Origin of the sequence: Campylobacter concisus, from assembly GCF_002165815.1 — a bacterium.
Taxonomy (GTDB): domain Bacteria; phylum Campylobacterota; class Campylobacteria; order Campylobacterales; family Campylobacteraceae; genus Campylobacter_A; species Campylobacter_A concisus_BH.
In genome coordinates, this window is sequence record NZ_NDYN01000001.1 from 59,595 (window position 1) to 83,936 (window position 24,342).

A 24,342-nucleotide genomic window follows, 5' to 3' on the forward strand; every position below is an offset into this window, starting at 1 on the left:
GTCTTGACCAAAGATTAAAATGAAGCAAATTATCGGATCAATGAAATTTAAAGAAGGTTATGATAATTTTTATCAATCATAATTAAAACAAAAAATATGACTTTATAAAACCCACTTGTAAAAGACAAGCAGGTTTTAAAATGTTTTATTTCTCTAGTTTTTCTTTAAGTTTTTCTTTTTTAGATTTAGCTTTTGAAGCAGCTTTTTCTTTCTTTTCTTTTACTTTGTCAACAACTTTGTCTTTTTCGCCTTTTGCTTTTTCACTCATACTAGTTTCATCTTCTTTACTAGAAGTTAGCTCTTCTTTAGTTTTAGAAGCTTTCTTTTTAAATTTATCTTTTTTATCAGAGATTTTTTCTTTCATCTCGTCTTTTGCCTCATCCATTTTCTTCTTACCAGCTTTTGCTTTTTCGCTTACTTCGCTCTTGCCAGTAGTAGAAATTTCACCTTTTAGGTTATCAAAAGTTTTATCACCGATGCCATTTACATTTTTGAGATCGTCGATTGAATTAAATTTATTTGCTTTTCTATACTCGATGATAGCATCTGCTTTTGCACTGCCGATACCATCAAGGCTCATAAGTTCCTCTTTTGTAGCTGTGTTTAGATTGATTGCTGCCATAGCCATAGACGCAATAGCTGCAAGTGAAATCAAAATCTTTTTCATTTTTTGTTCCTTAAAAGTAAATTTGAAGTAAAATTCTAGCAAAGAGTAATTAATGAAGTATAAATATGGAGTAATATAAAAATTATTTTAAAATGGTTTAGAGAAGAGAATCCCTGAAAAATTTCAGGGAAAAAGTTTTATTTTCTAAGTTCGCGGATCTTAGCTGCTTTACCGCGTAGTTCGCGTAGATAGAATAGCTTAGCTCTTCTAACACGACCTTTTCTAAGAACCTTTATCTCTTCGATAGAATCGCTAAATATTGGGAAAATTCTCTCAACACCAACACTGTTAGCGCCGATTTTTCTGATGATAAATGTTTCGCCAGTACCGCTACCACGTCTAGCTATACAAATGCCTTCAAAATTTTGAATTCTCGTTTTGTCTCCCTCGTGAATACGAGTAGCCACACGCAATGTATCTCCTGCACGGAAGTCAGGGATATTCTTACCAGCAATTTGAGCATTTTCAAACGCTTCAATGTATTTATTTCTCATGTTTTTCCTTATTTATGTGGCTTTAGCTTTTGATATAAATCAGGGCGAAAGTACCTTGTTTTGCAGTGAGCCATCTTGTTTTTTAAGTTGTGGATTTTAGCATGATTACCCTTTAAAAACTCTGAAACTACAAAGAGGGATTTAAAATTATCAGGTTTTGTAAAAGATGGGGCTTCAAGCAAATTATCTTCAAAACTCTCCACTTCAAGGCTCATGTCGTTTCCCAAAACCCCAGGCACGTTTCTTGATATCGCGTCACTCATACAAAGTGCTGGCAGCTCTCCGCCAGTTAAAATAAAATCACCTATGCAAAGAACTTCGTCCGCCCAAAGTTCAACAACTCTCTCATCAAGACCTTCGTATCTGCTGCAAACAAAGCAAATATGATCTTTTTTGGAAAGTCTTTTTGCATCATTTTGACTAAATTTTTTACCAGCCGGTGTCAAAAATATCACATGGGCATTTTTATCTTTTTCTTTTAGAAATTTGATCGACTCATCTAAAGGCTGCGGAAACATCAAAAGCCCTGCTCCACCTCCGATCATATAATCATCAACTTTATTATGTTTATCGTTGGTAAAATTTCTTGGGTTTATAAAATCAATTTCAATAAATTTATTGCTAATCGCACGTTTTAAAATAGAATCGCAAAAGTAAGGTTTGACTAAATTTTCAAAAAGTGTAATAAACGTAAATTTCATGAATTTTCTAAGATATCTCTAGCACCTTTTACCAAAATCTCTTCACTATCCAAATTTACGTTTTCGATAAAATGCTCCAAATATGGAATATAAAAATTCTTTGGTTTGCCACCCGCAATAAGCTCTTCATCAGTTTTTATGTATAAAAGTGAATTTGCAAAATTATCTTGGATATCTTCTACGATACCCAAAATTTCGCTATTTTCTATAACTTTTAATCCAATAATATCAAACTGAAAAAATTCATCTTTTTTTAGTTTGCAGTTTTTTCTAGTAAGCTCTTTTGTAGTGTAGATAGTTCTATTTACAAGTGTTTTAGCTATGTCTAAGTCATCAAAATTTTCAAACAAAACCAGCTCTTTTGATCTGTTATAGTCTTTTATGATGAGCTGATCATTGTTTTTATCAAAAAAAGTCGCGCCCTTTTTAAATTGCTCTGGGAAGTCGCTCTTGTTGTGAAGCTTTAAATAGCCCCTTAAACCAACACATCTCCCGATGGTAGCGACTTCAACAATATCACTATTCAATAGCTTTTACCGTTACTCTATAACTTGTATTGTCTTTAGCTTTACAGCCAATAATAACGGTCTTTATAGCATTTATCATTTTGCCGTCTTTGCCGATAAGTTTTCCAGTATCAACCTTATCAGCACTTATAATGATCTCGACAAAATTTTCACCAAGCTCTTGACGCTCAATAGTCACCTTTTCAGGAAAATCAGCTATCAGCTTGGCGTATTCGTATAAAAAATTTTCAACCATTATTTTGTAATTTGTGCAACTCTATCGCTAAGTTTAGCACCAACACTTTTCCAGTAGTCCAATCTCTCTTTGTTGAAATTTATAACATTTGGCTCAACCATAGGGTTATAATAACCAATGCTCTCTATCCAACCGCTGTCGCGTCTTTTTCTGCTATCTGTAACAACTATACGATAAAAAGGTCTTTTTTTACGTCCCATTCTTGTTAGTCTTACTACTGTTGCCATATTATATTCTCCTCTTGTTTTTAAATAAAGCTTAAATTTAGATAAAAAATATCCAAATTTAAACCCTTTTATCAAACAGGTCTTTTTAAATTTGCTTGTGAAAGCATATTTGCAAGTCCTTTTGCCCCACCCTTTCCTGAAAATTTCTTAGCAAGCTTTGAAGCATTTTCAAACTGCTTCAAAAAGCGATTTACCTCTACTTGAGATAGTCCTGAACCAGCTGCCAAACGCCTTTTTCTGCTATTGTTTAAAAGGTCTGGATTTTCACGCTCTTTTTGCGTCATAGAGTTTATCATAGCCTTAATATGCAAAATTTCTTTTGAATTATCAAGGTCTATATCTTTTATCTGATTTGCAATATTTGAAAGTCCAGGTATCATACCCATCAAAGACTTCATACTACCAAGCTTTTTAACACTTTCCATTTGATCCAAAAAGTCATTAAAGTTAAACTGACCTTTTTTTATCTTTTGATTTAGACGCTTTGCCTCTTTTTCATCGATAATAGTCGATGTTTTCTCGACCAAAGTAGCTAAGTCACCCTCGCCCATTATACGGCTTACGATGCGGTCTGGTATAAAACTCTCGATATCAGCTACTTTTTCGCCAGTACCGACAAATCTAAGTGGGATATTTAGCTGTTTTGCGATGCTAATAGCTACGCCGCCCTTTGAGTCAGAGTCAAATTTAGAAAGGATAACTCCAGAAATTCCCAAAATTTCATTAAAACTTGTAGCTGTCTTTACGGCATCTTGTCCGCTCATAGCGTCAGCTACATAGAAAATTTCATGTGGATTTATCGCATTTTTTACATCTTTTATCTCTTGCATCAACTTTTCATCGATCGCAAGACGACCAGCAGTATCCACTAAAAGCACGTCATAAAGGCCGCTTTTTGCTTTTTCTAGTGCTTCTTTTGCTACTTTTATAGGGTTGTTTTCGTTTTCTATATAAAAAAGATCGATCTCATTTGCAACACAGAGCTGTCTTAGCTGCTCAACCGCTGCTAATCTTTGCAAGTCGCAAGCCGCAACTAAAACTTTTTTCTTTCTTAGTTTTAGATAGTTTGCAAGCTTGATAGTTGTCGTTGTTTTACCGCTACCTTGCAAGCCAGCCATCAAAACAATGGTTGGCGCAACTGGCGCATAGACAAAGCCTTGATTGCCAGGAGCTGTTAAGATAGTCGTTAAATTTGACTTGATCGCATCTAGAAAATTCTTTTGGCCAACGCCAGTTTGCTTTAGTTCGCTTTCGATAGACGCGAGTAGATCTTTGGTGACTTTGTGGTGAACATCAGCTTTTAAAAGAGCTTTTTTTAGAACGTCAAGTGCGTTTTTTAGAGCTTTTTCGTCATCTACAAAACGTATCTTGCTAACGGCTAATCTAAAAGACTCGCTAATTTGTTCGAACACTAATCACCTTTCTAAGTTGTTATTAAAGGGCGTATATTACTAAATAATTTCTTTATTGCTCTTTAAATTTCAAATTTATTAGATAGCTCAAATCCAAGAGAGTTAAATTCTCTTGGGATCGGCGCTTTAAATTTATAGTCTAAAAGAGCGATAGAATAGGCATGCAAGAACATTCTATTTGCCCTATTTTTGCCGTATTTCTCGTCACCAACGATAGGTAAATTTAAACTAGCCAAATGCACTCTTATCTGGTGCGTCCTGCCTGTTTTTATGACAACTTTTACCAGCGTTTTTTTACCCACAACCATGAGCGGTGAAATTTCACTGATCGCTTCTTTGCCATCTTTTGATATCTTTGAAAAGGCGCCATTTTTATTTTTTATCGTTAAGATCGGCTCATTTACGACGACCTCCTCGCTCATAATGCCCCTAACTGCTGCCACGTAAATTTTCTCAACCTTCATCTTTTTAAACTCATTTATGGCAAGGCTAGCAAATTCGTCATTTTTTACAAGAAGCAGCACACCACTTGTGTCTTTATCGAGCCTATGAAGGAGTGGAAATTTATAAATTTGACTGATTTTTTCACTAGTTACGGCAGCTGGTTTATTAATTGCTATTAAATTTTCATCTTCAAAGATAACGCTTGGCTTTGGCATCTCTTCGACGCTAAATTTAGTATTTTCGCTCATTAGCGCACGAGCGATCATCACCTTTTGTCCCTTGGCATAGACTAGCCCGCTGTCGATTAGCTCCTTTGCCTCGTTGTTTGAGATGTTTTTTTGCTTGGCTAAAATTTTATACGCTTTTTCTTCACTCATAAAGTGCTCCTTATATCTTCTATAATCGCATCAGCGCTGGCCTGCACGGCGATCTTACTCTTTTTGGCGTCACTATCTATTATGTCGCCGATCTTGCTAGCCTTTGCGATATAGATATTTTCAACTAGGCCAAATAACGCCTTTTGGTTAAATATAAACTCACCGCTAATTATCACTGGGTTAAATTGTGCGCACTCGATTGGATTGTGTCCGCCGATATTTGGCACAAAACTGCCTCCAAGTACGACTATATCACTAATAGCATAGACATTTACAAGCTCGCCTAAAGCATCAAGCAAATTTACTTTAGCTTCAAATTTATGTGTTTGGCTAAATTTAGCAAAGCTAAAGTCATGCTTTTTAGCGTACTCGCTAGCTAGCTTTTCCACCTCTGCAAATCTCTCAGGGTGGCGTGGTGCGATGATTAAAAGATCATTTTCTTTTAAATTTAAATTATCTAAAATCATCTCTTCTTCGCCCGCATGCGTACTTGCTAGCACGATCACTCTAGCTTTTGGCTTTTCATAAACTCTACTCACGCTTGGTAAAAACGCAGCTTTTATGTTGCCAACAACCTCTATTTCACCTGCTCCTAGCGTTTTTAGCCGCTCTTTATCAAGCTCGCTTTGAGCGTAAATTTTATCTATAAATTTAAAAAGATATCTGTAAAAAAAGCCAAATTTCAGGTAGCTTTTGTAGCTTCTATCTGAAATTCTTGCATTTATCAGTATCACGCGACTACCTTTTAGCTTCGCCATGAAAACTAGCATGAGCCAAAGCTCAGCCTCAAAAATGACTAAAATTTTGCTCTTTTTTAACCAAAATGGCAAGAAAATTTCAAATGGCAAAAATCTCGTGTTAGAACAAATTTTGCTTGCCGCTTCAAAGCCCGTATTTGTCACAACGCTTAAGCCTTTGCTATCAAATTTTTGCATCAAAGGCTTAAGCGCTTGCACTTCGCCAAACGAGCAAGCGTGAAAATGCACATCTGCATCTTTAAATTTAGGATTATTAAAGAGAAAAAAACGTGCTGGGATTGATCTATGATATTTTTTTTTGAAACTTAATAAAAGTAGAAAAATAGCCCCAAAAAAATAGAGTATTGAGGCTAAAAAATAATATATTATTATCACGAAAGTGTGTTATTGCTCTTGTTTATACAAAATTCTGCCACAATGCGGACAAGTAACGATATCTTCGCCCTTTATAACAGACGAAAAAGTTTTATCATTTATCTGCATAAAGCAGCCATAACAAGCTTGTTTTTTAACAGGCACAACGGCTGTGTTGTGAGCCCATTTTCTGATCTTTTCGTAAAATGCTAGGATCTTTTGATTCATCGCAGCGACAAGTTTATCTTTTTTAGCATAAACCTCTTTGCGCTCTTTTTCGATCTTTTCAAGCTCAGATGAAACCTCGCTTTTTATCTTTTCTAAATTTCCTTCAAGCTCTGTTTTTTTAGCGTTTAGCTCATCTTTTTGAGCATTTTTATTGTCTATTAGTTTTTCAAGTCTAGCGATCTCTTCATTTGCTGCTTCAAGCTGCTCTTTTGCGATATCTTCTTCAAGACCTAGCGCTTTTATCTCTTTTTCGCTTTTTGCGCTTGAGCTTTTTTTAGCTACGTCTTTGATCTTTGCGCTAAATTCTGCGATATGAGCGTTTGTGCCTGATTTTTGTGATTTTAGATCATTTACTTCTTCGTCAAGTCTTTCTACATTAACCGCTATAGTTTCACACTCTTCTTCTATGCTTTTATAGGCTTTTTCTACTTCTTGTATGCGCGGCGTAAAACCATCTATTTGTTTGTCAAGATCAGATAATTCAACTAATTGTTGCAAATATTTATTCATAATGTTTCCTTTTTTTGTTAGCAATATGTAAATGGGTTTTTAGAATTGCTTATTATAACTTCAATTTTTAGATTTTGCAAATATTTTGCTAAAAAATCACTAAAATAACGCTCGCTTTCATAGTGGTTTATGTCGATCAAATTTAGTCCATTTTCCTTTGCATAAAGGGCTTGGTGATACTTTAAATCGCCTGTTAAAAAGGCGTCTGCTTTGACATCTTGCATGAGATCTGCGCCACTTCCAGTGCAGATGCAAATTTTAGAAATTTCATCTTTTGTATAAACTGCTCTTAAATTTTCTAGCCCAAGTTTTTCTTTTACAAATTTGCAAAGCTCAGCAAATTTCATCTTCACATCAGCGTAGATCAAAAAGCCCTCTTTACTTGAAATTTCAAGCCCCAAAACATGCGTCACAAATTTTTCATTTAAAAATGCAAGGTCGGCATTTGTGTGAAGTGAGATGAGCGAGATATTTTTTATCATCATCTCTCTTATGAGCGAGCTTGGATAGAGGCTGTAGTCTAGGCTCTTTAGCCCTTTAAAAATAAGCGGATGGTGAGTGATGATGAGCGAGTTTGGCAAGACATTTTGCAAAAGCTCGCTATCAAGATCAAGACTTAGATAAATTCGCTCAAATTCGCTATCAAATGAGCCAACTTGAAGGCCACTATTGTCCCAAGACTCTTGGCTCGCAAATGGGCAAATTTCATCTAAGATTTTATAAATTTCAGCTATTTTCATCAAATTTTACTTTTACTCTAAGCTCTCTTTATATGTTAGCGCGCACTCTTTTGCAAGCTCGCGAATTTTTAAAATGTAGTCTTGTCTTTGTGTAACGCTGATCGCTCCGCGCGCGTCAAGCACGTTAAATGTATGAGCTGCAAGCATGCAGTAGTCGTAAGCTGGCAGTGAAATTTTAGCCTCCAAGCAACGCTTACACTCGTTAAATGCGTTTTCAAACTGGTTAAAAAGCATATCAACATTTGCCACTTCAAAGTTATATTTACTCCACTCATACTCGCCTTGTTTATGCACGTCGGCGTAGGTTACGATGTTGCCATTAGAGTCGTCCCAAACGATGTCATAGACGCTATTTACGTCTTGTAGATACATAGCTAAGCGCTCAAGACCGTATGTTATCTCGCCAGAGATGAGCTCGCATGCGATGCCGCCAACTTGTTGAAAATAGGTAAATTGCGTAACCTCCATGCCATCTAGCCAGACCTCCCAGCCAAGTCCCCAAGCACCAAGTGTAGGGCTCTCCCAGTTGTCTTCGACAAAGCGGATGTCGTGATTTTTCAAATTTAGACCAAGTCTTTCAAGGCTTTTTAGATAAAGCTCTTGGATATTTTCTGGACTTGGTTTTATGAGCACTTGAAACTGATAGTAAGCGCCAAGGCGGTTTGGGTTTTCGCCGTATCTACCATCAGTCGGACGGCGGCTTGGAGCTACGTATGCGGTCGCCCAGGGCTTTGGTCCAAGGCTTCTTAAAAATGTCGCTTGGTGATATGTGCCCGCACCTGCTGGCATGTCGTATGGCTGAAGTATGACGCAGCCTTGCTCTTGCCAATAGTTTTGAAGCGTTAGTATTATTTGTGAAAATGTCATTTTTTGCCTTTTATTTTATTGATATATAAATTTCTATTTTATCTTTTAGGTATTTTTCAAAGTCTGTTTTATAGGTTCTTTCTAGCTCGCTACTTTCAAAATATCTCCAAATTTCATCCCAAAATTTTGCAACATTTTGTGGCTCATTTGCAAAGCTAAAAAGAGCGTACTTTCCGCTTTGTATATTTAAATTTTCACTATCTTTTTGGCGTGATATTGTGCCGATGAAGTTATCGTAATGTCCATTAAAATCACTTTCGTAGTTACAGTAAACACTATAAATTTCACTCTTGCCATCATAGTATTCACTCATAAATTTGGACCATAAAGCTGGAATTTTGCCGTTGCCGTCCATTTCATCTTCATTTTTAGTGCGAGTTTTTACTCCATAAATTTCAAAGCTATTTTCTAAATTTATAATCTTCATAAACTACTTTTGTCCGTTAAAATTTTCAACCGCTTGGTTCCACATGAGCTTGTATTTTCGCTTTAGAAATTCAACTTCATCTTGTGAAATTTTAAGCTGTTTTGTAAGCGTCTCGACCGTTTTTCTATCCTCGTCATAGAGCTCTTGCATCGAAATGAGCGCCTCTTTTAAAAATTTATTCTCATTTCTTAAGGTCTCAAGCGTCTCATCTTTTGCGTCAAGCACCTTTTCGTGTAAATTTAGTATCGTGCCGATCGTCTTTTCAACAAAGGTAAAACCATCTTGGGTTTGCGGCTGCAAAGATAAATTTTGCGAAACACTAGGCACCACGCTCATCGTTCCCTCGCTCGCTTCTATCAAAATTTCTCCATTTTCCTCTTTGGTTTTTAAAACGCCACGATTTATCATATCCTCGATAACTTCGCGCTCCAAGTGCACAAGTTTGCAAAATTCATCAACTCCAAGATAGGTCTGCACCGCTTCTCCTTTTATAGTATCACTTCAACCTTTGAAGAGTCTTCCTCTAAAGCCTTTATCTTTGCCTCTCTATCGGCCTTTAGCGCACTTGCTAGCCCCTCATCTTCAAGGGCTAAAATTTGCACCGCAAGATAGGCTGCATTTATTGCGCCAGCCTTGCCGATAGCTAAGGTTGCCACTGGCATACCACTTGGCATTTGCACAGTTGAGTAAAGTGCATCAACGCCGCTAAGAGCCGAGCCAGCCATTGGTATACCGATCACTGGCTTTGTTGTATTTGCAGCGATTGCACCAGCTAGGTGGGCTGCCATGCCAGCAGCTGCGATGAAGACTTTTGCGCCCTTTTTCTCGGCATTTGCGACGTACTCGCTAGTTCTTTTTGGGCTTCTGTGGGCTGAGCTGATTATCAGTTCATATTTTATGCCAAATTTCTCCAGAGTCTTTGCCGTCTCGCTAACGATCTCATAGTCGCTTTTACTTCCCATTATAATAGAAACAAATTTCATATTTTCTCCCTTAAAAAACTAAATTTTGGCAGCTTAACGCCAAGGTTTATCTCATTTTCATTGCCACTGTGAATTTCGCTCATGACCTTGCCTTTTTTGGTGATGAGCTGCTTAAATTTGATAAATTTCTTGCCATCTTGCGAATAGACCTTAGAGATTTCATTTTCACTATCAACTATATGCGAGCCAGTAGGTGCTACGATCTCATAGCTATTGCCTGGGAAAATTTTATACTTGCACTTAAAAAACTCGCCGTCTTCACTTATAGCATTTACCTGATGAGTGCCCTCTTCTAGGCTGCTCGTATGGTTTTGCGTATCGGTTCGCTCATAAGGTCTATGCACTAAGTAGCCGTCAGTAAAACCGCGATTTTTCAGCGTATTTATCTCATTTTCATAAATTTGCGCGTCAAATTTATCATTTAAGGCATCATCTATCGCCATTTTATAGGCTCTTGCTGTGCAAGCTGCGTAGTACTCGCTCTTTGTGCGGCCCTCTATCTTAAAGCTATCAATGACACCGCTATCAACGATCTCTTTGATGTGTGAGATGAGGCAAAGATCCTTTGAGTTCATGATGTGAGTGCCGTTTTCGTCCTCTTCTAATCGGAAAAGCACGCCGCTCTCTTCGTTTTTGGCGTAGAGTTCATATTTAAACCTGCAGTCATTTGCGCAGCTGCCGCGGTTTGACATACGTCCGCTTTGCACTGAGCTTACCAAGCACCTGCCAGAGTAGGCAAAGCACATCGAGCCATGGACGAAAATTTCGATATCAAGGGTTGGAATTTCCTCTTTTATCTTTATAACATCTTTTAAATTCATTTCACGTGCCACGACGATGCGTTTTGCGCCCATATCGTGATAAATTTTAGCGTCTAGCACGTTCATAACGTTTGCCTGAGTTGATAGGTGTATCTCGATATCTGGAGCGATCTCTTTTGCTAGGCTCATAACGCCCGGAGTTGCGATGATAAAGGCATCTGGCTTCATCGCTGAGATGGTTTGCAAGTGCCTTTTTAGCGGCTCTATCTGAGAGTTGAAAGGAAAGGCATTTATGGTCGCATAAAATTTCTTTCCCTTTTCGTGCGTGTAGTCTATCGCCTCTTTGAATGTTTCAAGGTTAAACTCCCTTGCCGATCTAGTCCTTAGCGAAAAGCTAGCCACCGAGCCATAAACAGCGTCGGCTCCGTATTCAAGGGCGATTTTAAGTTTTGTTAAATTTCCAGCTGGAGATAAAAGCTCAGGCCTTTTTAGCACTATTTTTTACCTAGACTTTCTATCAAGGCTTCGATGTCATCGTTGCTGACAAGGTTTTCAGTCGTTGTATCACCAGCGATATGAACAGCTGAACCAACACGCTTATCATCATCGATACGACCTTCAAACAATGTATTCATATATTTGCTAAGTGCTCTCATAACGTTGATAACGCGCTCGATCTTTTGTCTGTGGATGTCTTGATACTGCATCATATCCATAGCCATCATGATCTCATCTTGTCCCATTTGTAAATTTGAGATGATATTATCGATCGTGCCAAGAAGTGCGTTGTTTTTCTCCAAAGCTTCGCTAAATGCGGCGATATTTGGAAATTTTTCACTTAGCGTCGTAAATAGCTCAACGTTTGAGTTTATCGCGTCTTTTAGGCTATTTGAGTCGCTCTCAGCGTCCATAAAAAAGTTATTTATCGTCTCAAGCTTGTCAAACATCTGAGTAGCTTTCTCTTCGCTATCTCTTGTCACATCGTCAAGCTGATGCACCATTTTATGGTCTTCAGTCGGTGGTGGTGGTGGCCAAACGCCGTCCGCGCTCACTCTGTAGTTTTCGCTCTGTTTTGAGCTACTCTCTGACTTTGCTTGTGGCTCATCTGCTTTAGCACTCATTGCCTCTGCAACTTCTGCTACCTCGTCTGTTTCCTCTTTGACGTCCGCGACCTCTTGGCTGGCATCTTTAGTATCACCTAAATCATCCTCTAATCCGCCCGCCATAAGCGCGTCAAGTTCCTCTTGGGTCATAAAAGCTCCTAATAAAATTTGCCTTGATTATATAGGATTTAAATAAAAAGAAAGTTTAAAAAGTATGCGTTTATCTTTAAATTTATCAAATTTTAGGTAGCATTTTTGAAAAATAAACGACTTTAAAAGGCTAAAAATGACCGTCGATCTTCACAACCACACACCTCTTTGCAACCACGCAGTTGGTGAACCGCTAGAATTTGTGAGATGCGCCATAAAAGCTGGCACAAAATACTTTGGCTTTAGCGATCACGCGCCGATGAACTACGATGAAGCTTATAGGATGAAATTTGAGGAGATGCAAAGCTATGAAGACGAAATTTTACGTTTAAGAGATGAATTTAGCGGTGAGATAGAAATTTTACTTGGCTATGAGATGGACTTTTTAGATGGCTTTATGGACGAGCGAGTTTTTGCTAGAAAGGTTGATTATCTAATAGGCTCTGTGCATTTTTTTAACGGCTGGGCGTTTGACAACCCTGAATTTATCGGTGGCTACGAGGGCAAAGACTTGGATCAAATTTGGCAGGAGTATTTTGACCACATAGAAAGATCGGCTAGACTTGGTAAATTTGACATCATGGGGCACATCGATCTTTTAAAGCTATTTAAATTTTTACCCAAAAAAGATGTCAGGATCCTAGCCAAAAACGCAGTAAAAGCGATAAAAGAGGCAAATTTGGTAGTCGAGATAAACGCAGCTGGCTTTAGAAAACCTATCGGCGAGCAATATCCAAGCGTAAATTTGCTAGAGTTAATCGCCGAAAATGACATCACTATTACCTTTGGCTCAGATGCTCATGCCAAAGAAGATATCGGTAAAAATGGCGAAATTTGCGAGCAGATAGCTAGAAATTTGGGATATTCAAAGTGTGCGATATTTAAAAACAGAGATAGAGAATTAGTAAAATTTTAGTTTGGGGTCAAATAAAATATAAAAATAATCTTAAATATAAAATTTTGTGATACAATACGAAAATTAAAAACCAGAAGGAGATAAAAAATGGGAAAATTTGTCCAAAACATCGATCATTTTTTTGATTTTTGCAAAGAAAATGAAGTTAAATTTGTAGATTTTAGATTTACTGATCTAAACGGCGCTTGGCACAGCATAAGCTATAACATAAAAGCTGTTACAAAAGAGAATTTCACAAACGGCATCCCAATGGACGCTAGCTCGATGAACGGCTGGCAGCCTATCGACAAAAGCGATATGATAATGAAGCCAGAAGCGACATCTGCGTTTTTGGACCCATTTACCTCTGACATCACAGTCGTTGTTTTTTGCGATATCTACGACATTTATAAAGGTCAAATTTATGAAAAATGCCCTCGCTCGATCGCAAAAAGAGCGATGCAATATGTAAAAGATAGTGGGCTTGGCGACGAGGCATATTTTGGCCCTGAGAATGAATTTTTTGTATTTGACAACGTCAAAATCATCGACAGCCCAAACTGCGCGATGTATCAAGTAGATAGCGAAGAAGGCGAGTGGAACGACGCTGCGGACTTTAAAGATAGCTACAACACAGGTCACCGCCCACGCAGAAAAGGCGGCTACTTGATGACTCAGCCAATCGACAGCATGGTCGATCTAAGAGCTGAAATGATGCAGGTTTTAGAGCAAGTTGGCCTTGAAGTATTTTTAGGACACCACGAAGTCGCACAAGGTCAAGGCGAGATCGGCGTGAAATTTGGCAACTTAGTCGAGGCTGCTGACAACGTTCAAATTTACAAATACGTCGTTCGCATGGTCGCTCACCTAAACGGCAAGACAGTTACATTTATGCCAAAACCGCTTTATGGCGACAACGGCAGCGGCATGCACGTGCATCAATCAGTTTGGAAAGATGGTAAAAATTTATTCTACAAAGAGGGCAACTACGCAAATTTAAGTGACTTTGCAAGGCACTACATCGGCGGCGTTTTAAAACACGCAAGAAGCGTTGCAGCCTTCACAAACCCAAGCACAAACAGCTACAAACGCCTAATCCCGGGCTTTGAAGCACCATCTATCCTCACTTACTCTAGCCAAAACCGCTCAGCGAGCATCCGCATACCTTACGGCGCTGGCGAGAAGTCAGTTAGAGCTGAGATGAGATTTCCTGATAGCACAGCAAACCCTTATCTAGCCTTCTCAGCGATGCTAATGGCAGGCCTTGACGGCGTTAAGCACAAATACGAGCCAGTTGGTCCGATGAATGAAAATTTATTTAAACTTCACCTCGATGAGATCAGAGAGCGCGGCATCGAGCAGCTCCCACACACACTTCGTGGCAGCCTTGAAGCGCTTATTCGCGATAACGAATACCTAAAACCGATAATGAGCGATCTTTTCATCGACACTTATCAACACATGAAATTTGAAACTCAGGTTTGGCCTTACGAAGCACGTCCAACCGCTTACGAGTTTAAGACTTGCTTCTCTTGCTAAAACGCAATCTCCAAGCTCATTTTGGGCTTGGAGACTTCTTTAATCAAATTTAAAATATAAAATCCTGCGATTATTAAATTTAGAGCTAAATCCAATAAGCATTATCGCTTAGAAATTTCTTTTAACCACAACAGATAAATTTTTTAAAAATATAAAATCTATATAGTTAAATTTTGAACTAAATTTGGCTTTACACACAAGAATAAATTTTAAATTTAATAAGCCAAAACTCATGCAAATTTAGAAATTTAAAGCTTATACATAAAAATAGTCATAGCAGATAAATTTGAAATTCCAAATTTAATACGGCAGTTAAAATTTGAGCTAAATTTGATTTTGCAAACAAGGGGTAAATTTGCCAGAGTTTTAAATTTGCCTGCCTCATTAAGAGTTCAAATTTAACAAGCTCTAGCTCTTTTAAATTTGCAATATAAATTTAAGATTTTATTTAGTTAGGATAGCAGCAGATAATTTTATTAAAAGCTAAATTTGACCACTTTTATTTAAAAATTTACAAAAAAGCCAAATCCCTAGCTATTTTGCACTTCAGGCTGTCCAAAGAGCCTATTTGCCTCTTTTATAACGCCCTCTTCTCTTTGCTTTTTAAGCTCCTCTGGGCTTTTGCTCTGACTTAGCGACATCAGCTCTTTTGCAAAGTCATTTTGTGGCTGAGCTAGCGCATTTACCCTAGTTTCAGGCGCAGCAGGCTTGCTTGCTGGCTCATCTTTTTGCTCGTCTTGCTGCCTAGCCTTTATCTTAGCGATCTCCTCGTCAAGGTAGCTATATTTATCCTGTGGCTCTTGTGGCTTAGTTTGAGGCTCAGGCTTTGCCGCAGGAATTTGGGTTTTAGCATTTACGATCTTGATTTTTTTACCAAAAATTGTATGTAAAATTTCATGCATTATGCTCCAGCTTTTTTTGAAAAATGCCAGCTCATCGCCAGTTGCATTGACGACTAAGCCAAGCTCATTTTCATTTAAAAAGCTAAAACTTATGTGATTTTTAAAAATTTCTCCAAGTTCAAAGCTTCTATCATAAATTTTTGCCACAAACTGCTCGTATGGCGTCTTTGGTGCCTCTTTTATGGCTAAAATTTGCTCACTCACGCCAGCTTTTGGCTCGATCACAGCCACGTTAGGCTCGCTCTTAGCAAGCTTTATCGCTTCATCGATATCTTGTAAATTTAGCGCCTCTATCATCATAAATAGCATAAGCATCAGCACAAAGCCATTGTCGCTTGATACGCTTAACATCGACTTTGCCTGCGCCAAAATTCTAAAAAATCTCTCATATATAAGAAGCGAAAATTTTGGATCATTGTCTAAAAATCTCTGCTTTAAATTTGCCAAAATTTCATCTATGATCATCTCTGGCTCATAGGTCTCAAGCTCGGTTACAAGCACTCTTATGGCGTTTTTATCGGCATTTGCAACGTGCTCGATGATTTGCTCGATCCTACTTGGATCAAGAAGTCCGAGCATCGCTGCCACGCTTGATTTTGTGATATTGCTAGCGCCATAAATGATAGCTTGATCAAGCAGCGTTAGCGTATCTCTTAGCGAGCCGCCGCCACTTCTAGCTAGTATCTCAAGCGCCTCCCTCTCGTAGCTCACGCCCTCTTTGCTAAGGATAAATTCAAGGTGTTTTACGATCTCATATCTACTTATTTGTTTAAATCTAAAATGCTGCGTCCTTGAAAGCACCGTCGTTGGCAGCTTCAAAGGGTCGGTAGTCGCAAGGATAAATTTAACATAGCTTGGTGGCTCTTCAAGCGTTTTAAGAAGGGCATTAAACGCCTCTTTTGTTAGCATATGCACTTCGTCGATGATGAAAATTTTATATCTAGCAGCCGTAGGAGCGTATTTTGTCTGCTCGATGAGCTCTCTTATATCGTCGATCTTTCTGTGGCTAGCTGCGTCCATCTCGATGATGTCCATGTGGCGTGACTCGTTTGCCATCACGCACTGCGCGCAGACCTCGCAAGGCCTAGAAGTTGGCCCTTTCTCGCAGACCAAAGCCTTTGCAAATATCCTAGCACTCGATGTCTTACCGCTCCCCCTAAGGCCTGAAAACAAATAGGCATGACTCACTCTGTTTTCGTCAAGTGCGTGGGTTAGGCTCTTGCTTACGGCTTCTTGTCCGATGAGCTCATCAAAATTTTTTGGTCGATATTTTAGGGCTAGTGCTTGCAACTGCTTTCCTTTTTGCAATTTTAATTTGCTGATTTTATAAAAAAAGGCATAAATTTATGGTTATGATAAAGTTAAATTTCGCTAAATTTAAGCCAAACTTTAGCGAAAAGGATAAATTTGCAAGCATTTATATCTGGATTTTTCACCTCTTTATCGCTCATTTTAGCCATTGGCGCGCAAAACGCATTTGTCCTAAAACAGGGCATCAAAAGAGAAAATATCTTTATCATCTGCCTTATTTGCGCCATTAGCGACGCCCTCTTGATCTTTGCAGGGGTTTTTGGGCTTGGTAGCCTCGTGCAAAACTTTTCCATCATCAAGCAAATCGCCCTATATGGTGGCTTTTTATTTTTGCTTTTTTACGCACTAAAGAGCTTTCACACATGCTTTTTTAAGGACCTTAGCATGGATACTAGCGGCGAAAATGTGAAATCAAATTTAAAGAAAAACATCCTTTTAACGCTCGCATTTACTTGGCTAAACCCTCACGTCTATCTTGACACGATGATCCTAATAGGCTCGGTTTCGACTAAATTTAAAGATGAAAATTTGATATTTGGCGTGGGAGCTAGTCTTGCCTCATTTTGTTTTTTCTTCTCACTTGGCTATCTGGCTAGGTTTTTAGCGCCCATTTTTGCAAGGCCCATCTCTTGGAAAATTTTAGAGTTTTTTGTCGGTCTCATCATGCTCTCCCTTGCTTTCATGCTCATTTTTGCTAGCTTCTAGCCTCTTTTTTAGAGCCTCTTTTTTGCGAAGTTCGAGTGCATGGGCTTCATTTAGCGCGTCTTCGCCATCTAAATTCGCTCCGTCTAAAAATTTGCGGTAGTCTTCAAACTGCCTATTTTTTATCCCCCAAAGCACGCCAAAAAGCAGGGCCGCCCCCATCAAAACCGAGATAAAAACAAGCATCGCAAGAGTCGTTGTATCCACTATTTGTCCTTAAATTTTCTAACTATAAAAAGCGAGTTTAGTATGACGCTTAGTGAGCTTGCCGACATAAAAAGCGCGGCAAATAGCGGCATGACGTAGCCACACACGGCAAATGGCAGGCTAAGGGCGTTATAAAGCAGGCAAAAGAGTAAATTTTGCTTTATCGTTTTGTAGGTAAATTTTGAAATTTTCACCGCTTTTACAAGGCTTTGAAGGCTATCATCAAGTAGCACCACGTCGCTTTTCTCTAAGCTCACGGCTGCGCCACTTCCCATGCAAATAGCCACGTGAGCGAGGCTAAGCGCAGCTGCGTCGTTTATGCCGTCTCCAACCATCAGCACGTTTTTGCCCTGCTGCTTAAGCCCAGCTATAAATTTAGCCTTTTCATCAGGCAGCATCCCTGCTCTAAACTCGCTCACACCAAGTTCATCTGCCACGTTTTTTACAACATTTTGCACGTCGCCACTTAGGATGCACACTTTCATGCCAGCACTCTTTAGCTCGTCCATCAAAGCCTTTGCCTCGGGCTTTACGCTATCTTTTAGGTAAAATTTAGCCACCAGCTCGCCCTGCTTGCCCACAAAAAAGCTCACATTTTCTTCGCACTCATCAAATTTCACCCCACTTTCAGCCAAAAAACGCCTACTTCCAGCCACAAAACGCTCACCCATAATATCAGCACTAACTCCCTTTGCCACGCTTAAATTTGCATTTTCAAGCTCAACTTTCTTTGCGCCTTTTTGTTTTAAAAACTCAGCCACCGCCACGCTTATTTGGTGGTTTGAGATGAGACAAAGCGAGTAAATTTTATCAATGCTCACGCCATCTTTTACAAAAAACTCGCTCACTTCAAATTTAGCCTTTGTAAGCGTCCCAGTCTTGTCAAACACTGCTACATCGCATTTTGCTAGACTTTCAAAAAATTTAGCCTCCTTAAAAAGCACCTTGTTTTTAAAAGCAACCCCAAGGGCGCAGACACTGCTAACTGGCGTGGCAAGGGCAAGCGCACAAGGGCAAGCGATCACGATGACGCTCACGGCTGTGACTACCGCTTCTGAAAAGCTAAATTTAAAATACCAAAACCAAAATGTAAAAAAAGCTAGAGTTAGCACGCCAAGAGAGAATTTTGAGGCGATTTTATTGACTGCTAGCTCGATATTTGGCTTTTTTAGCTCTGCGTTTTGGAGTAAATTTATAAGCTTATTAAGATATGAGTTTTTAAAAATTTGCCTTGCCTCATAGACGATCTGTCCGTTTAGACAGACAACGCCGCTTTTTACCTCGCCCCCACAGCTTAGTAAAAGTGGCAAACTCTCACCTGTTAAGCTTGAGCTATCCACGCTCGCCTCGCCACTAAGCACCACCCCATCAAGCAGCGCTCTCTCGCCTGATCTTAGCACGATCTTTTCGCCTAAATTTACATCCTTTGGCTCTTTTAAAATGTCCTTGCCGTCCTCTAAAACGCACACTTTTGCAAGCAGCATATCGCTTAAGAAATTTGAGGTCTCAAGCGCCTTTTTCTTGCCTAAAATTTCTAAAAATTTACCGATAAAAACAAAGGTTATGATCATCGCAACCGAGTCAAAATAGCTCTCGCCGCTTCTTGTAAGCATCGCAAAAATGGAGTAGATGTAGGTTATGCTAGCCCCAGTGATAACGAGCAGGTCCATATTTGGCGAGGCGTTTTTGATAGCGATCTTCGCCCCTTTAAAAAACTCGCTGCCAGTGTAAAAAAGCACAGGCGTTGCCAGCACAAACTGCGCGAAGCTTAGCAGGTCCTTCACATCGCTTCTGATACCGCTAAAGTAGCCGCCATACTGCGCGATCGCCAGCCACATGATATTCATCGTGGCAAAGACGCCAACAAGCGCTTTTGCGTAGAAATTTCTCCTTTTTTTGACTAGCTCGTCCTCTTTTTGGCTCGCCGCGTAGGCCTTTGGAGTGTAGCCAACGGCGTAAATTTTCTCGATTATTTGCTCCACCAAAAGCTCTTGCTCATCGTAAACGATGACTGCTTTTTGGCTAAGCGAGTTGATATTTACCTCCAAGATACCAGGCAGGCTAAACAGCGCCTTTTCAAGCAGCCAGATGCACGCCGAGCAGGTTATGCCGTCAATGAGAAGCGAAATTTTAGAAAACTCGCCCTCTTTTGTCACTAGCTCGCTAAAATTTGCCGCTAAATTTTTGACATTTGCGCCGCTACTTGCAGGATTTAGCGTGTTTTTGCCAAGGCGCTCATAAAACTCGCCAAGGCCACTTTCATTTAAAATTTCATAGACGCCTTTGCAACCAGCGCAGCAAAACTTAAGCCCGCCTTTGGCCTCTATCATCGCGCTTTCGTCAAAGCTTTGCTTACAGTGAGAGCACCTACACTTCACGGACGCTTCTTTTTAAGCTGATCTAAATAGCCATATATTGTGATCTTTGAGACATTTAGCTTGGCTGCTACGACCTCGATAGCGCCCTTGATGTTAAAAATGCCCTTTTCGTTCATAAAGCCAACGAGTTCTAGCTTTTGCTCTTTTTTGAGCTTCTTACCCTCGTTTTTGGCGATGATCTTGTCGATCAAGCCTAAGACGATCTTTGTCACATCGTCATTTTGCTCGCCATCTGGCTCATTTTCACTCGTTTTTAAGAAATTCCCAGCCACTTCAAAAAGGCTCTTTGCCACGCTCGCATCGACATTTACGCATATAGCTCCGATGATCTCTCCGTACTCGTCTCTGATAAATGCAGTTGAGGACTTCACCAGCTTTTCGTCTTTGGTAAAAAAGTAGTTTGCTACGTAGTCGTCTTTGAAATTTTTGCTATTTAAGACCTCGCTTACAAGGTGGTCAAAACTTTGTCCGACCTTTCTGCCAGTGACGTCGCCAGCTACGCAGACGACTGAGCGCTGTGGGTGAGAGAGATCGTGCAGCACGACTTCGCAGGCAAATGGCGAGCTTTTTTGGATCAAATTTGCCGTTGGGATAAATGCCTTTAATATAGGATGCATAAGGCGCCTTTTGTTTTTGTTTAAGTTTAGCCAAAATATTTTTAAATTTTCGATAAGAAAAATATAATTTTTTATGAAAATTTGTGAAATTTAAGTGGTAATAATAATTTTTTATCTATAATCCTTTAAATTTTTAAGGAGAAAATATGAAAATTTATGAGACCGAAATTTCAAAAAAGAAAAAGGCTCACTACTCTTTGGCGACCGAGCACAACGGCATCCTCTACATCTCAGGACAGCTTAGCATGGATCCAGAGACTAGGCAGATCCCAGATGGGCTAAAGGCGCAAACAAGGCAGGCTTTAAAAAACCTTGATAACGTGCTAAAGCTGGCAAATGCGACGAGAAACGACATCTTAATGTGCCGCATCTATACGCCAGATATCGACTTTTGGGACGAGATAGATGACGAGTATGCGCTATTTTTTGGTGATCACAAGCCAGCTCGTGTCGTAGTGCCGACAAACAAACTTCACTTTGGCTGCCTGCTAGAAATCGAAGCCACAGCGATACTTGATAGAAAAATTTAAAAAGCTTTAAAGGAGCAAAAATGCCTAAATTTATCTGCTCAAAGTGCGGCAAGAGCGCAGATTTTGAGACGCCTATATTTGCGTGCGAGTGCGGTGGGCTTTATGATCTGGAGTTTAAACCAGCCAAATTTGATCTAAATTTGATCGATCAGCGCGAGTTTAGCCTATTTAGATACCGCGAGTTTTTCCCTATTAAAAACGAGCTTTGGCGCGACATCAGCCTTGGCGAGGGGCTAACAAAGAGCGTGAAATTTGATGACGCACTCTACCTTAAAATGGACTATGCGATGCCAACGCTCTCTTTTAAAGATAGGGGTGCGGTGATGCTTATTTGGTTTTGCAAAACTCATGGCATCAAAAAGATCTTGCAAGATAGCAGCGGAAACGCTGGAAACTCGGTCGCTGCATACGCTGCTAGAGCTGGCATAGAGTGTGAAATTTACGTTCCAAAAGGCACAAGCGAGAAAAAGATAAAGATGCTTGAGTACTACGGCGCAAAGGCGGTTGTCTTTGACGGCACACGCGACGAGACGGCAGATGCTTGCAGAAAAAGGGCAAAAGATGAGGGAATTTTTTACGCAAACCACGTGTTTAACCCGCTTTTTTACCAAGGCACCAAAACATATATATATGAAATTTACGAGCAGCTTGGCTTTGTCCCTGAAAATCTCTTTTTGCCAGTTGGCAACGGCACCTTGCTACTTGGCAGCCAGATCGCGCTAAACGAGCTATATGAGGCTGGAGTGATCAAAAAACTGCCTAAAATTTTCATCGTTCAAAGTGAGAAGTGCGCGCCATTTTTAGGGGCAACAAACGAGCCACTTGCAATCAAGCCAGAGCCAACTTTAGCTGAGGGCATAGCGATAGCAAAACCTGCTCGTGGCGCTGAGATATTAGCTAGCCACTATGCAGGAGAGCGCGAGGTGATCACGATAAAAGAAGAGGATATTGAGCCAGCTAGAAATTTCTTAGCAAGCCGTAGTTTTTACGTCGAGCACACCACAGCAGCGATCTACGCTGCCTATGCAAGCTACGCAAAATCACACAAGATAGAGGGCAGAAGCATCATCTCGATGTGCGGTGCTGGACTAAAAAGCGAGCATTAAGATAAATTTGCAGGTCATTTTGCCTACAAATTTGCCTATTTTAGCGACTTTGGTCGTGGCATTTCTTGACAACAAAGTTTTATTTTTATAAAATGCCAAAACTTTCAAAAAACTTTTGAAGCCCAGAATTCTGCAATCTTATCCCCGCATTTAAAGAGGAAAAATGGAAAACAATAACCAAACCGAGCAAAGTGCTGCTCAAAACACAAAAACTACAAAAAAACATCAAGCATCAAGAACCCACGTACCAGTCGACGGACACAAGATCGAAGAGCTAAGAACGCTTAGCTTAGATGAACTAGTGCAGATCGCGAATGGCGTTGGCGTCGAAAATCCACGCGAATTTCGCAGACAGGATTTGATATTTGAGATACTAAAAACCCAGACAAAACAAGGCGGCTTTATACTATTTACTGGAATTTTAGAGATCACAAACGAGGGCTACGGCTTTTTAAGGGCTGTTGATGCGAATTTAAGCGACAGCTCAAACGACGCTTATGTTTCAAACTCTCAGATCCGCAAATTTGCACTTCGTGTGGGCGACATCATCACCGGCCAAGTAAGAGAGCCAAAAGATCAAGAAAAATACTACGCCCTTTTAAAGATCGAAGCGGTAAATTATATGCCTCTAGCAGATGCAAAGGAGAGGCCACTCTTTGACAACCTAACCCCACTTTTCCCAACTGAAAAGCTAAATTTAGAGTATGATCCGATGAAGCTAACGGGCCGTGTGCTTGATCTTTTCACGCCTATTGGCAAGGGTCAGCGTGGCCTCATCGTCGCACCTCCAAGAAGTGGTAAAACAGAGCTTATGAAAGAGCTAGCTCACGGCATCGCTAAAAATCACCCAGAAGCGCAGCTAATGGTGCTTTTGGTAGATGAAAGACCAGAAGAGGTTACCGATATGCAGCGCTGCGTAAAAGGAGAGGTATTTAGCTCGACATTTGACCTGCCAGCGCTTAACCACGTCCGCGTAGCAGAGCTAGTCATCGAAAAGGCAAAACGTCTAGTTGAGATGGGCAAAGACGTCATCATCTTGCTTGATAGCATAACCCGTCTAGCGCGTGCCTACAACACAGTAACCCCGCCAAGCGGCAAGGTGCTAACAGGCGGCGTGGATGCAAACGCACTTCACAAGCCAAAACGCTTCTTTGGCGCAGCTAGAAACATCGAACACGGCGGCTCTCTAACCATCATCGCAACAGCACTTATCGACACTGGCTCACGTATGGATGAAGTGATATTTGAAGAGTTTAAAGGCACTGGAAACAGCGAGATCGTGCTTGACCGCAACATCTCAGACCGCAGAATTTACCCAGCTATCAACGTGCTAAAATCAGGCACCAGAAAAGAAGAGCTACTTCAAAAGCCTGATGAGCTTCAAAAAATTTGGGCTATCCGCTCTGCGATCGCGACAATGGACGACGTCGAAGCACTTAAATTCTTATATGCAAAAATGCTAAAAACAAAAGATAATAAAGAGCTTCTCTCTATCCTAAACGAGTAAATTTAACTGAGTTTGAAGCGCTTGCTTTGAGCTCAAATTTCTTTTTTTACATCAAATTTATCAACAAATATTTCATAAATTTATTAATTTATTTTTTTCAGTTTTATTTTTTTTTTTTTGTAAAATCCGAATTTCTAACTTCTACAAAAAGGAAAAATATGAAAACAAAAGTCGTTCTTTCAGGCATTACAGTAACACTTGCTCTTGCTCTAACTGGATGTGGTGAGCCAACTACTTTGGCTGAAATTTGCAAAGCCGATATGGGTAGTATCAAGCACTTTAAAGGCGAAGTGAAGGTTTATAAAAGGATAAATTATGACTGGAAATATAATACGGAAACCCAAAAAGATGAGTTAAAAGAAGATGGCATTAAAGGCTATCTTATAGTTGATAAAGATACAAAAGTTGATCTAGAAAAATTTAACGTAAAAGCCGATGCTTTTAGTATGCCAAAAGGTAGCATACCCGAAAATACACCGCATATGTATATCTTAAAAAAATATGATGACATAGGCGAAGGTGATAAAACAGAAGTTTTAGCGACCCTAGAAACTTTAAATCCAAGATGTAATGTAGATGGCAGCCTAGAGCTCAAACAAAAAGATACAAAAATAATTGCAATAAAATAACAAAAGGTGGGCTAACCACCTTTTAAAAACTTACATCATCTCACTTTAAATTTA

28 protein-coding genes are annotated in these 24,342 nt (G+C 39.6%); 7 read left to right on the forward strand and 21 right to left on the reverse strand.

Annotated features, from left to right (window positions below; translation table 11 throughout):
• Positions 1-145 precede the first annotated feature (145 nt).
• The 17 genes from B9N65_RS11375 to B9N65_RS00385 all read right to left on the reverse strand — a co-directional run bounded on the left by B9N65_RS11375 (position 146) and on the right by B9N65_RS00385 (position 11,965).
• A complete protein-coding gene (locus B9N65_RS11375) occupies positions 146-667 on the reverse strand; it encodes a ComEA family DNA-binding protein (protein WP_087582333.1) in 522 nt (173 codons plus the stop codon).
• Between the two features lie 137 nt (positions 668-804).
• Positions 805-1,161 (reverse strand): 50S ribosomal protein L19, encoded by a 357-nt coding sequence (rplS, locus tag B9N65_RS00310; protein ID WP_002941851.1) that lies wholly within the window; start codon positions 1,159-1,161, stop codon positions 805-807.
• Between the two features lie 8 nt (positions 1,162-1,169).
• On the reverse strand, positions 1,170-1,862 hold the full coding sequence (gene trmD / locus B9N65_RS00315; RefSeq protein WP_087582334.1) for a tRNA (guanosine(37)-N1)-methyltransferase TrmD: 693 nt from the start codon (positions 1,860-1,862) through the stop codon (positions 1,170-1,172).
• Positions 1,859-2,389: a ribosome maturation factor RimM gene (rimM, locus tag B9N65_RS00320; protein ID WP_087582335.1), complete on the reverse strand. Its 531-nt coding sequence runs from the start codon at positions 2,387-2,389 to the stop codon at positions 1,859-1,861. Before rimM ends, trmD begins: the two co-directional genes overlap by 4 nt.
• Positions 2,382-2,624 carry a KH domain-containing protein gene (locus B9N65_RS00325; RefSeq protein WP_009293991.1) on the reverse strand — a complete coding sequence of 81 codons (243 nt, stop codon included), beginning with the start codon at positions 2,622-2,624 and terminating at the stop codon, positions 2,382-2,384. The genes rimM and B9N65_RS00325 overlap by 8 nt, the downstream gene beginning before the upstream one ends.
• A complete protein-coding gene (rpsP, locus tag B9N65_RS00330; RefSeq protein WP_009293992.1) occupies positions 2,624-2,851 on the reverse strand; it encodes a 30S ribosomal protein S16 in 228 nt (75 codons plus the stop codon). Before rpsP ends, B9N65_RS00325 begins: the two co-directional genes overlap by 1 nt.
• A gap of 71 nt (positions 2,852-2,922) precedes the next feature.
• Positions 2,923-4,263, reverse strand: a complete 1,341-nt coding sequence (gene ffh / locus B9N65_RS00335) for a signal recognition particle protein (RefSeq protein ID WP_021085569.1) — start codon at positions 4,261-4,263, stop codon at positions 2,923-2,925.
• A 62-nt stretch (positions 4,264-4,325) separates the two neighbouring features.
• Positions 4,326-5,084: an RluA family pseudouridine synthase gene (locus B9N65_RS00340; protein WP_087582336.1), complete on the reverse strand. Its 759-nt coding sequence runs from the start codon at positions 5,082-5,084 to the stop codon at positions 4,326-4,328.
• Positions 5,081-6,217: a lipid IV(A) 3-deoxy-D-manno-octulosonic acid transferase gene (gene waaA, locus B9N65_RS00345; RefSeq protein ID WP_087582337.1), complete on the reverse strand. Its 1,137-nt coding sequence runs from the start codon at positions 6,215-6,217 to the stop codon at positions 5,081-5,083. The genes B9N65_RS00340 and waaA overlap by 4 nt, the downstream gene beginning before the upstream one ends.
• 9 nt (positions 6,218-6,226) lie before the next feature.
• On the reverse strand, positions 6,227-6,934 hold the full coding sequence (locus B9N65_RS00350) for a zinc ribbon domain-containing protein (RefSeq protein ID WP_087582338.1): 708 nt from the start codon (positions 6,932-6,934) through the stop codon (positions 6,227-6,229).
• Between the two features lie 17 nt (positions 6,935-6,951).
• On the reverse strand, positions 6,952-7,674 hold the full coding sequence (locus B9N65_RS00355) for a Nif3-like dinuclear metal center hexameric protein (RefSeq protein WP_087582339.1): 723 nt from the start codon (positions 7,672-7,674) through the stop codon (positions 6,952-6,954).
• Positions 7,675-7,686: 12 nt separating this feature from the next.
• Positions 7,687-8,541 carry a glycine--tRNA ligase subunit alpha gene (gene glyQ / locus B9N65_RS00360; RefSeq protein ID WP_002941957.1) on the reverse strand — a complete coding sequence of 285 codons (855 nt, stop codon included), beginning with the start codon at positions 8,539-8,541 and terminating at the stop codon, positions 7,687-7,689.
• Positions 8,542-8,551: 10 nt separating this feature from the next.
• Complete coding sequence (locus B9N65_RS00365) at positions 8,552-8,968, reverse strand: GyrI-like domain-containing protein (RefSeq protein ID WP_087582340.1); 417 nt, start codon at positions 8,966-8,968, stop codon at positions 8,552-8,554.
• 3 nt (positions 8,969-8,971) lie between these two features.
• On the reverse strand, positions 8,972-9,445 hold the full coding sequence (locus B9N65_RS00370; protein ID WP_087582341.1) for a DUF3972 domain-containing protein: 474 nt from the start codon (positions 9,443-9,445) through the stop codon (positions 8,972-8,974).
• An 11-nt stretch (positions 9,446-9,456) separates the two neighbouring features.
• The gene (purE, locus tag B9N65_RS00375; protein ID WP_087582342.1) at positions 9,457-9,951 is read right to left on the reverse strand and encodes a 5-(carboxyamino)imidazole ribonucleotide mutase; all 495 of its coding nucleotides are present in this window, start codon (positions 9,949-9,951) and stop codon (positions 9,457-9,459) included.
• Positions 9,948-11,207, reverse strand: a complete 1,260-nt coding sequence (locus B9N65_RS00380) for a peptidase U32 family protein (protein WP_087582343.1) — start codon at positions 11,205-11,207, stop codon at positions 9,948-9,950. The genes purE and B9N65_RS00380 overlap by 4 nt, the downstream gene beginning before the upstream one ends.
• Entirely contained in the window at positions 11,207-11,965 is a 759-nt protein-coding gene (locus B9N65_RS00385) for a chemotaxis protein (protein ID WP_087582344.1), read from the reverse strand. The genes B9N65_RS00380 and B9N65_RS00385 overlap by 1 nt, the downstream gene beginning before the upstream one ends.
• Positions 11,966-12,101: 136 nt before the next feature.
• On the opposite strand from B9N65_RS00385, the gene B9N65_RS00390 reads away from it, so the two are divergent.
• Both B9N65_RS00390 and glnA read left to right on the forward strand, forming a co-directional pair.
• A complete protein-coding gene (locus tag B9N65_RS00390; protein ID WP_009294011.1) occupies positions 12,102-12,881 on the forward strand; it encodes a histidinol-phosphatase in 780 nt (259 codons plus the stop codon).
• An 87-nt stretch (positions 12,882-12,968) separates the two neighbouring features.
• The gene (glnA, locus tag B9N65_RS00395; protein ID WP_087582345.1) at positions 12,969-14,399 is read left to right on the forward strand and encodes a type I glutamate--ammonia ligase; all 1,431 of its coding nucleotides are present in this window, start codon (positions 12,969-12,971) and stop codon (positions 14,397-14,399) included.
• 530 nt (positions 14,400-14,929) lie between these two features.
• On the opposite strand, the gene B9N65_RS00400 is transcribed toward glnA, so the two are convergent.
• A complete protein-coding gene (locus tag B9N65_RS00400; RefSeq protein ID WP_087582346.1) occupies positions 14,930-16,591 on the reverse strand; it encodes a DNA polymerase III subunit gamma/tau in 1,662 nt (553 codons plus the stop codon).
• Positions 16,592-16,708: 117 nt separating this feature from the next.
• Between B9N65_RS00400 and B9N65_RS00405 the strand changes: the two genes are divergently transcribed.
• Positions 16,709-17,317: a LysE/ArgO family amino acid transporter gene (locus B9N65_RS00405; RefSeq protein WP_180385103.1), complete on the forward strand. Its 609-nt coding sequence runs from the start codon at positions 16,709-16,711 to the stop codon at positions 17,315-17,317.
• Here B9N65_RS00405 and ccoS read toward each other — a convergent pair.
• From ccoS to B9N65_RS00420, 3 genes are read right to left on the reverse strand one after another with little or no spacing between them, the layout of a single operon-like run.
• Positions 17,252-17,521 carry a cbb3-type cytochrome oxidase assembly protein CcoS gene (ccoS, locus tag B9N65_RS00410; RefSeq protein ID WP_087582348.1) on the reverse strand — a complete coding sequence of 90 codons (270 nt, stop codon included), beginning with the start codon at positions 17,519-17,521 and terminating at the stop codon, positions 17,252-17,254. The two genes, B9N65_RS00405 and ccoS, sit on opposite strands and share 66 nt — an antisense overlap.
• Entirely contained in the window at positions 17,521-19,899 is a 2,379-nt protein-coding gene (locus B9N65_RS00415; protein ID WP_087582349.1) for a heavy metal translocating P-type ATPase, read from the reverse strand. Before B9N65_RS00415 ends, ccoS begins: the two co-directional genes overlap by 1 nt.
• Positions 19,896-20,516 (reverse strand): helix-turn-helix transcriptional regulator, encoded by a 621-nt coding sequence (locus B9N65_RS00420; RefSeq protein ID WP_087582350.1) that lies wholly within the window; start codon positions 20,514-20,516, stop codon positions 19,896-19,898. Before B9N65_RS00420 ends, B9N65_RS00415 begins: the two co-directional genes overlap by 4 nt.
• Positions 20,517-20,662: 146 nt before the next feature.
• Here B9N65_RS00420 and B9N65_RS00425 point away from each other — a divergent pair, with 146 nt between their 5' ends.
• The 4 genes from B9N65_RS00425 (at position 20,663) to B9N65_RS00440 (ending at position 24,288) form a co-directional block, all read left to right on the forward strand.
• Positions 20,663-21,046 carry a RidA family protein gene (locus B9N65_RS00425; protein ID WP_087582351.1) on the forward strand — a complete coding sequence of 128 codons (384 nt, stop codon included), beginning with the start codon at positions 20,663-20,665 and terminating at the stop codon, positions 21,044-21,046.
• A 20-nt stretch (positions 21,047-21,066) separates the two neighbouring features.
• On the forward strand, positions 21,067-22,152 hold the full coding sequence (locus B9N65_RS00430; RefSeq protein WP_087582352.1) for a pyridoxal-phosphate dependent enzyme: 1,086 nt from the start codon (positions 21,067-21,069) through the stop codon (positions 22,150-22,152).
• Positions 22,153-22,315: 163 nt separating this feature from the next.
• A complete protein-coding gene (rho, locus tag B9N65_RS00435; RefSeq protein ID WP_002941811.1) occupies positions 22,316-23,659 on the forward strand; it encodes a transcription termination factor Rho in 1,344 nt (447 codons plus the stop codon).
• Positions 23,660-23,817: 158 nt separating this feature from the next.
• Entirely contained in the window at positions 23,818-24,288 is a 471-nt protein-coding gene (locus B9N65_RS00440; RefSeq protein ID WP_012139936.1) for a hypothetical protein, read from the forward strand.
• Positions 24,289-24,342: the final 54 nt, after the last annotated feature.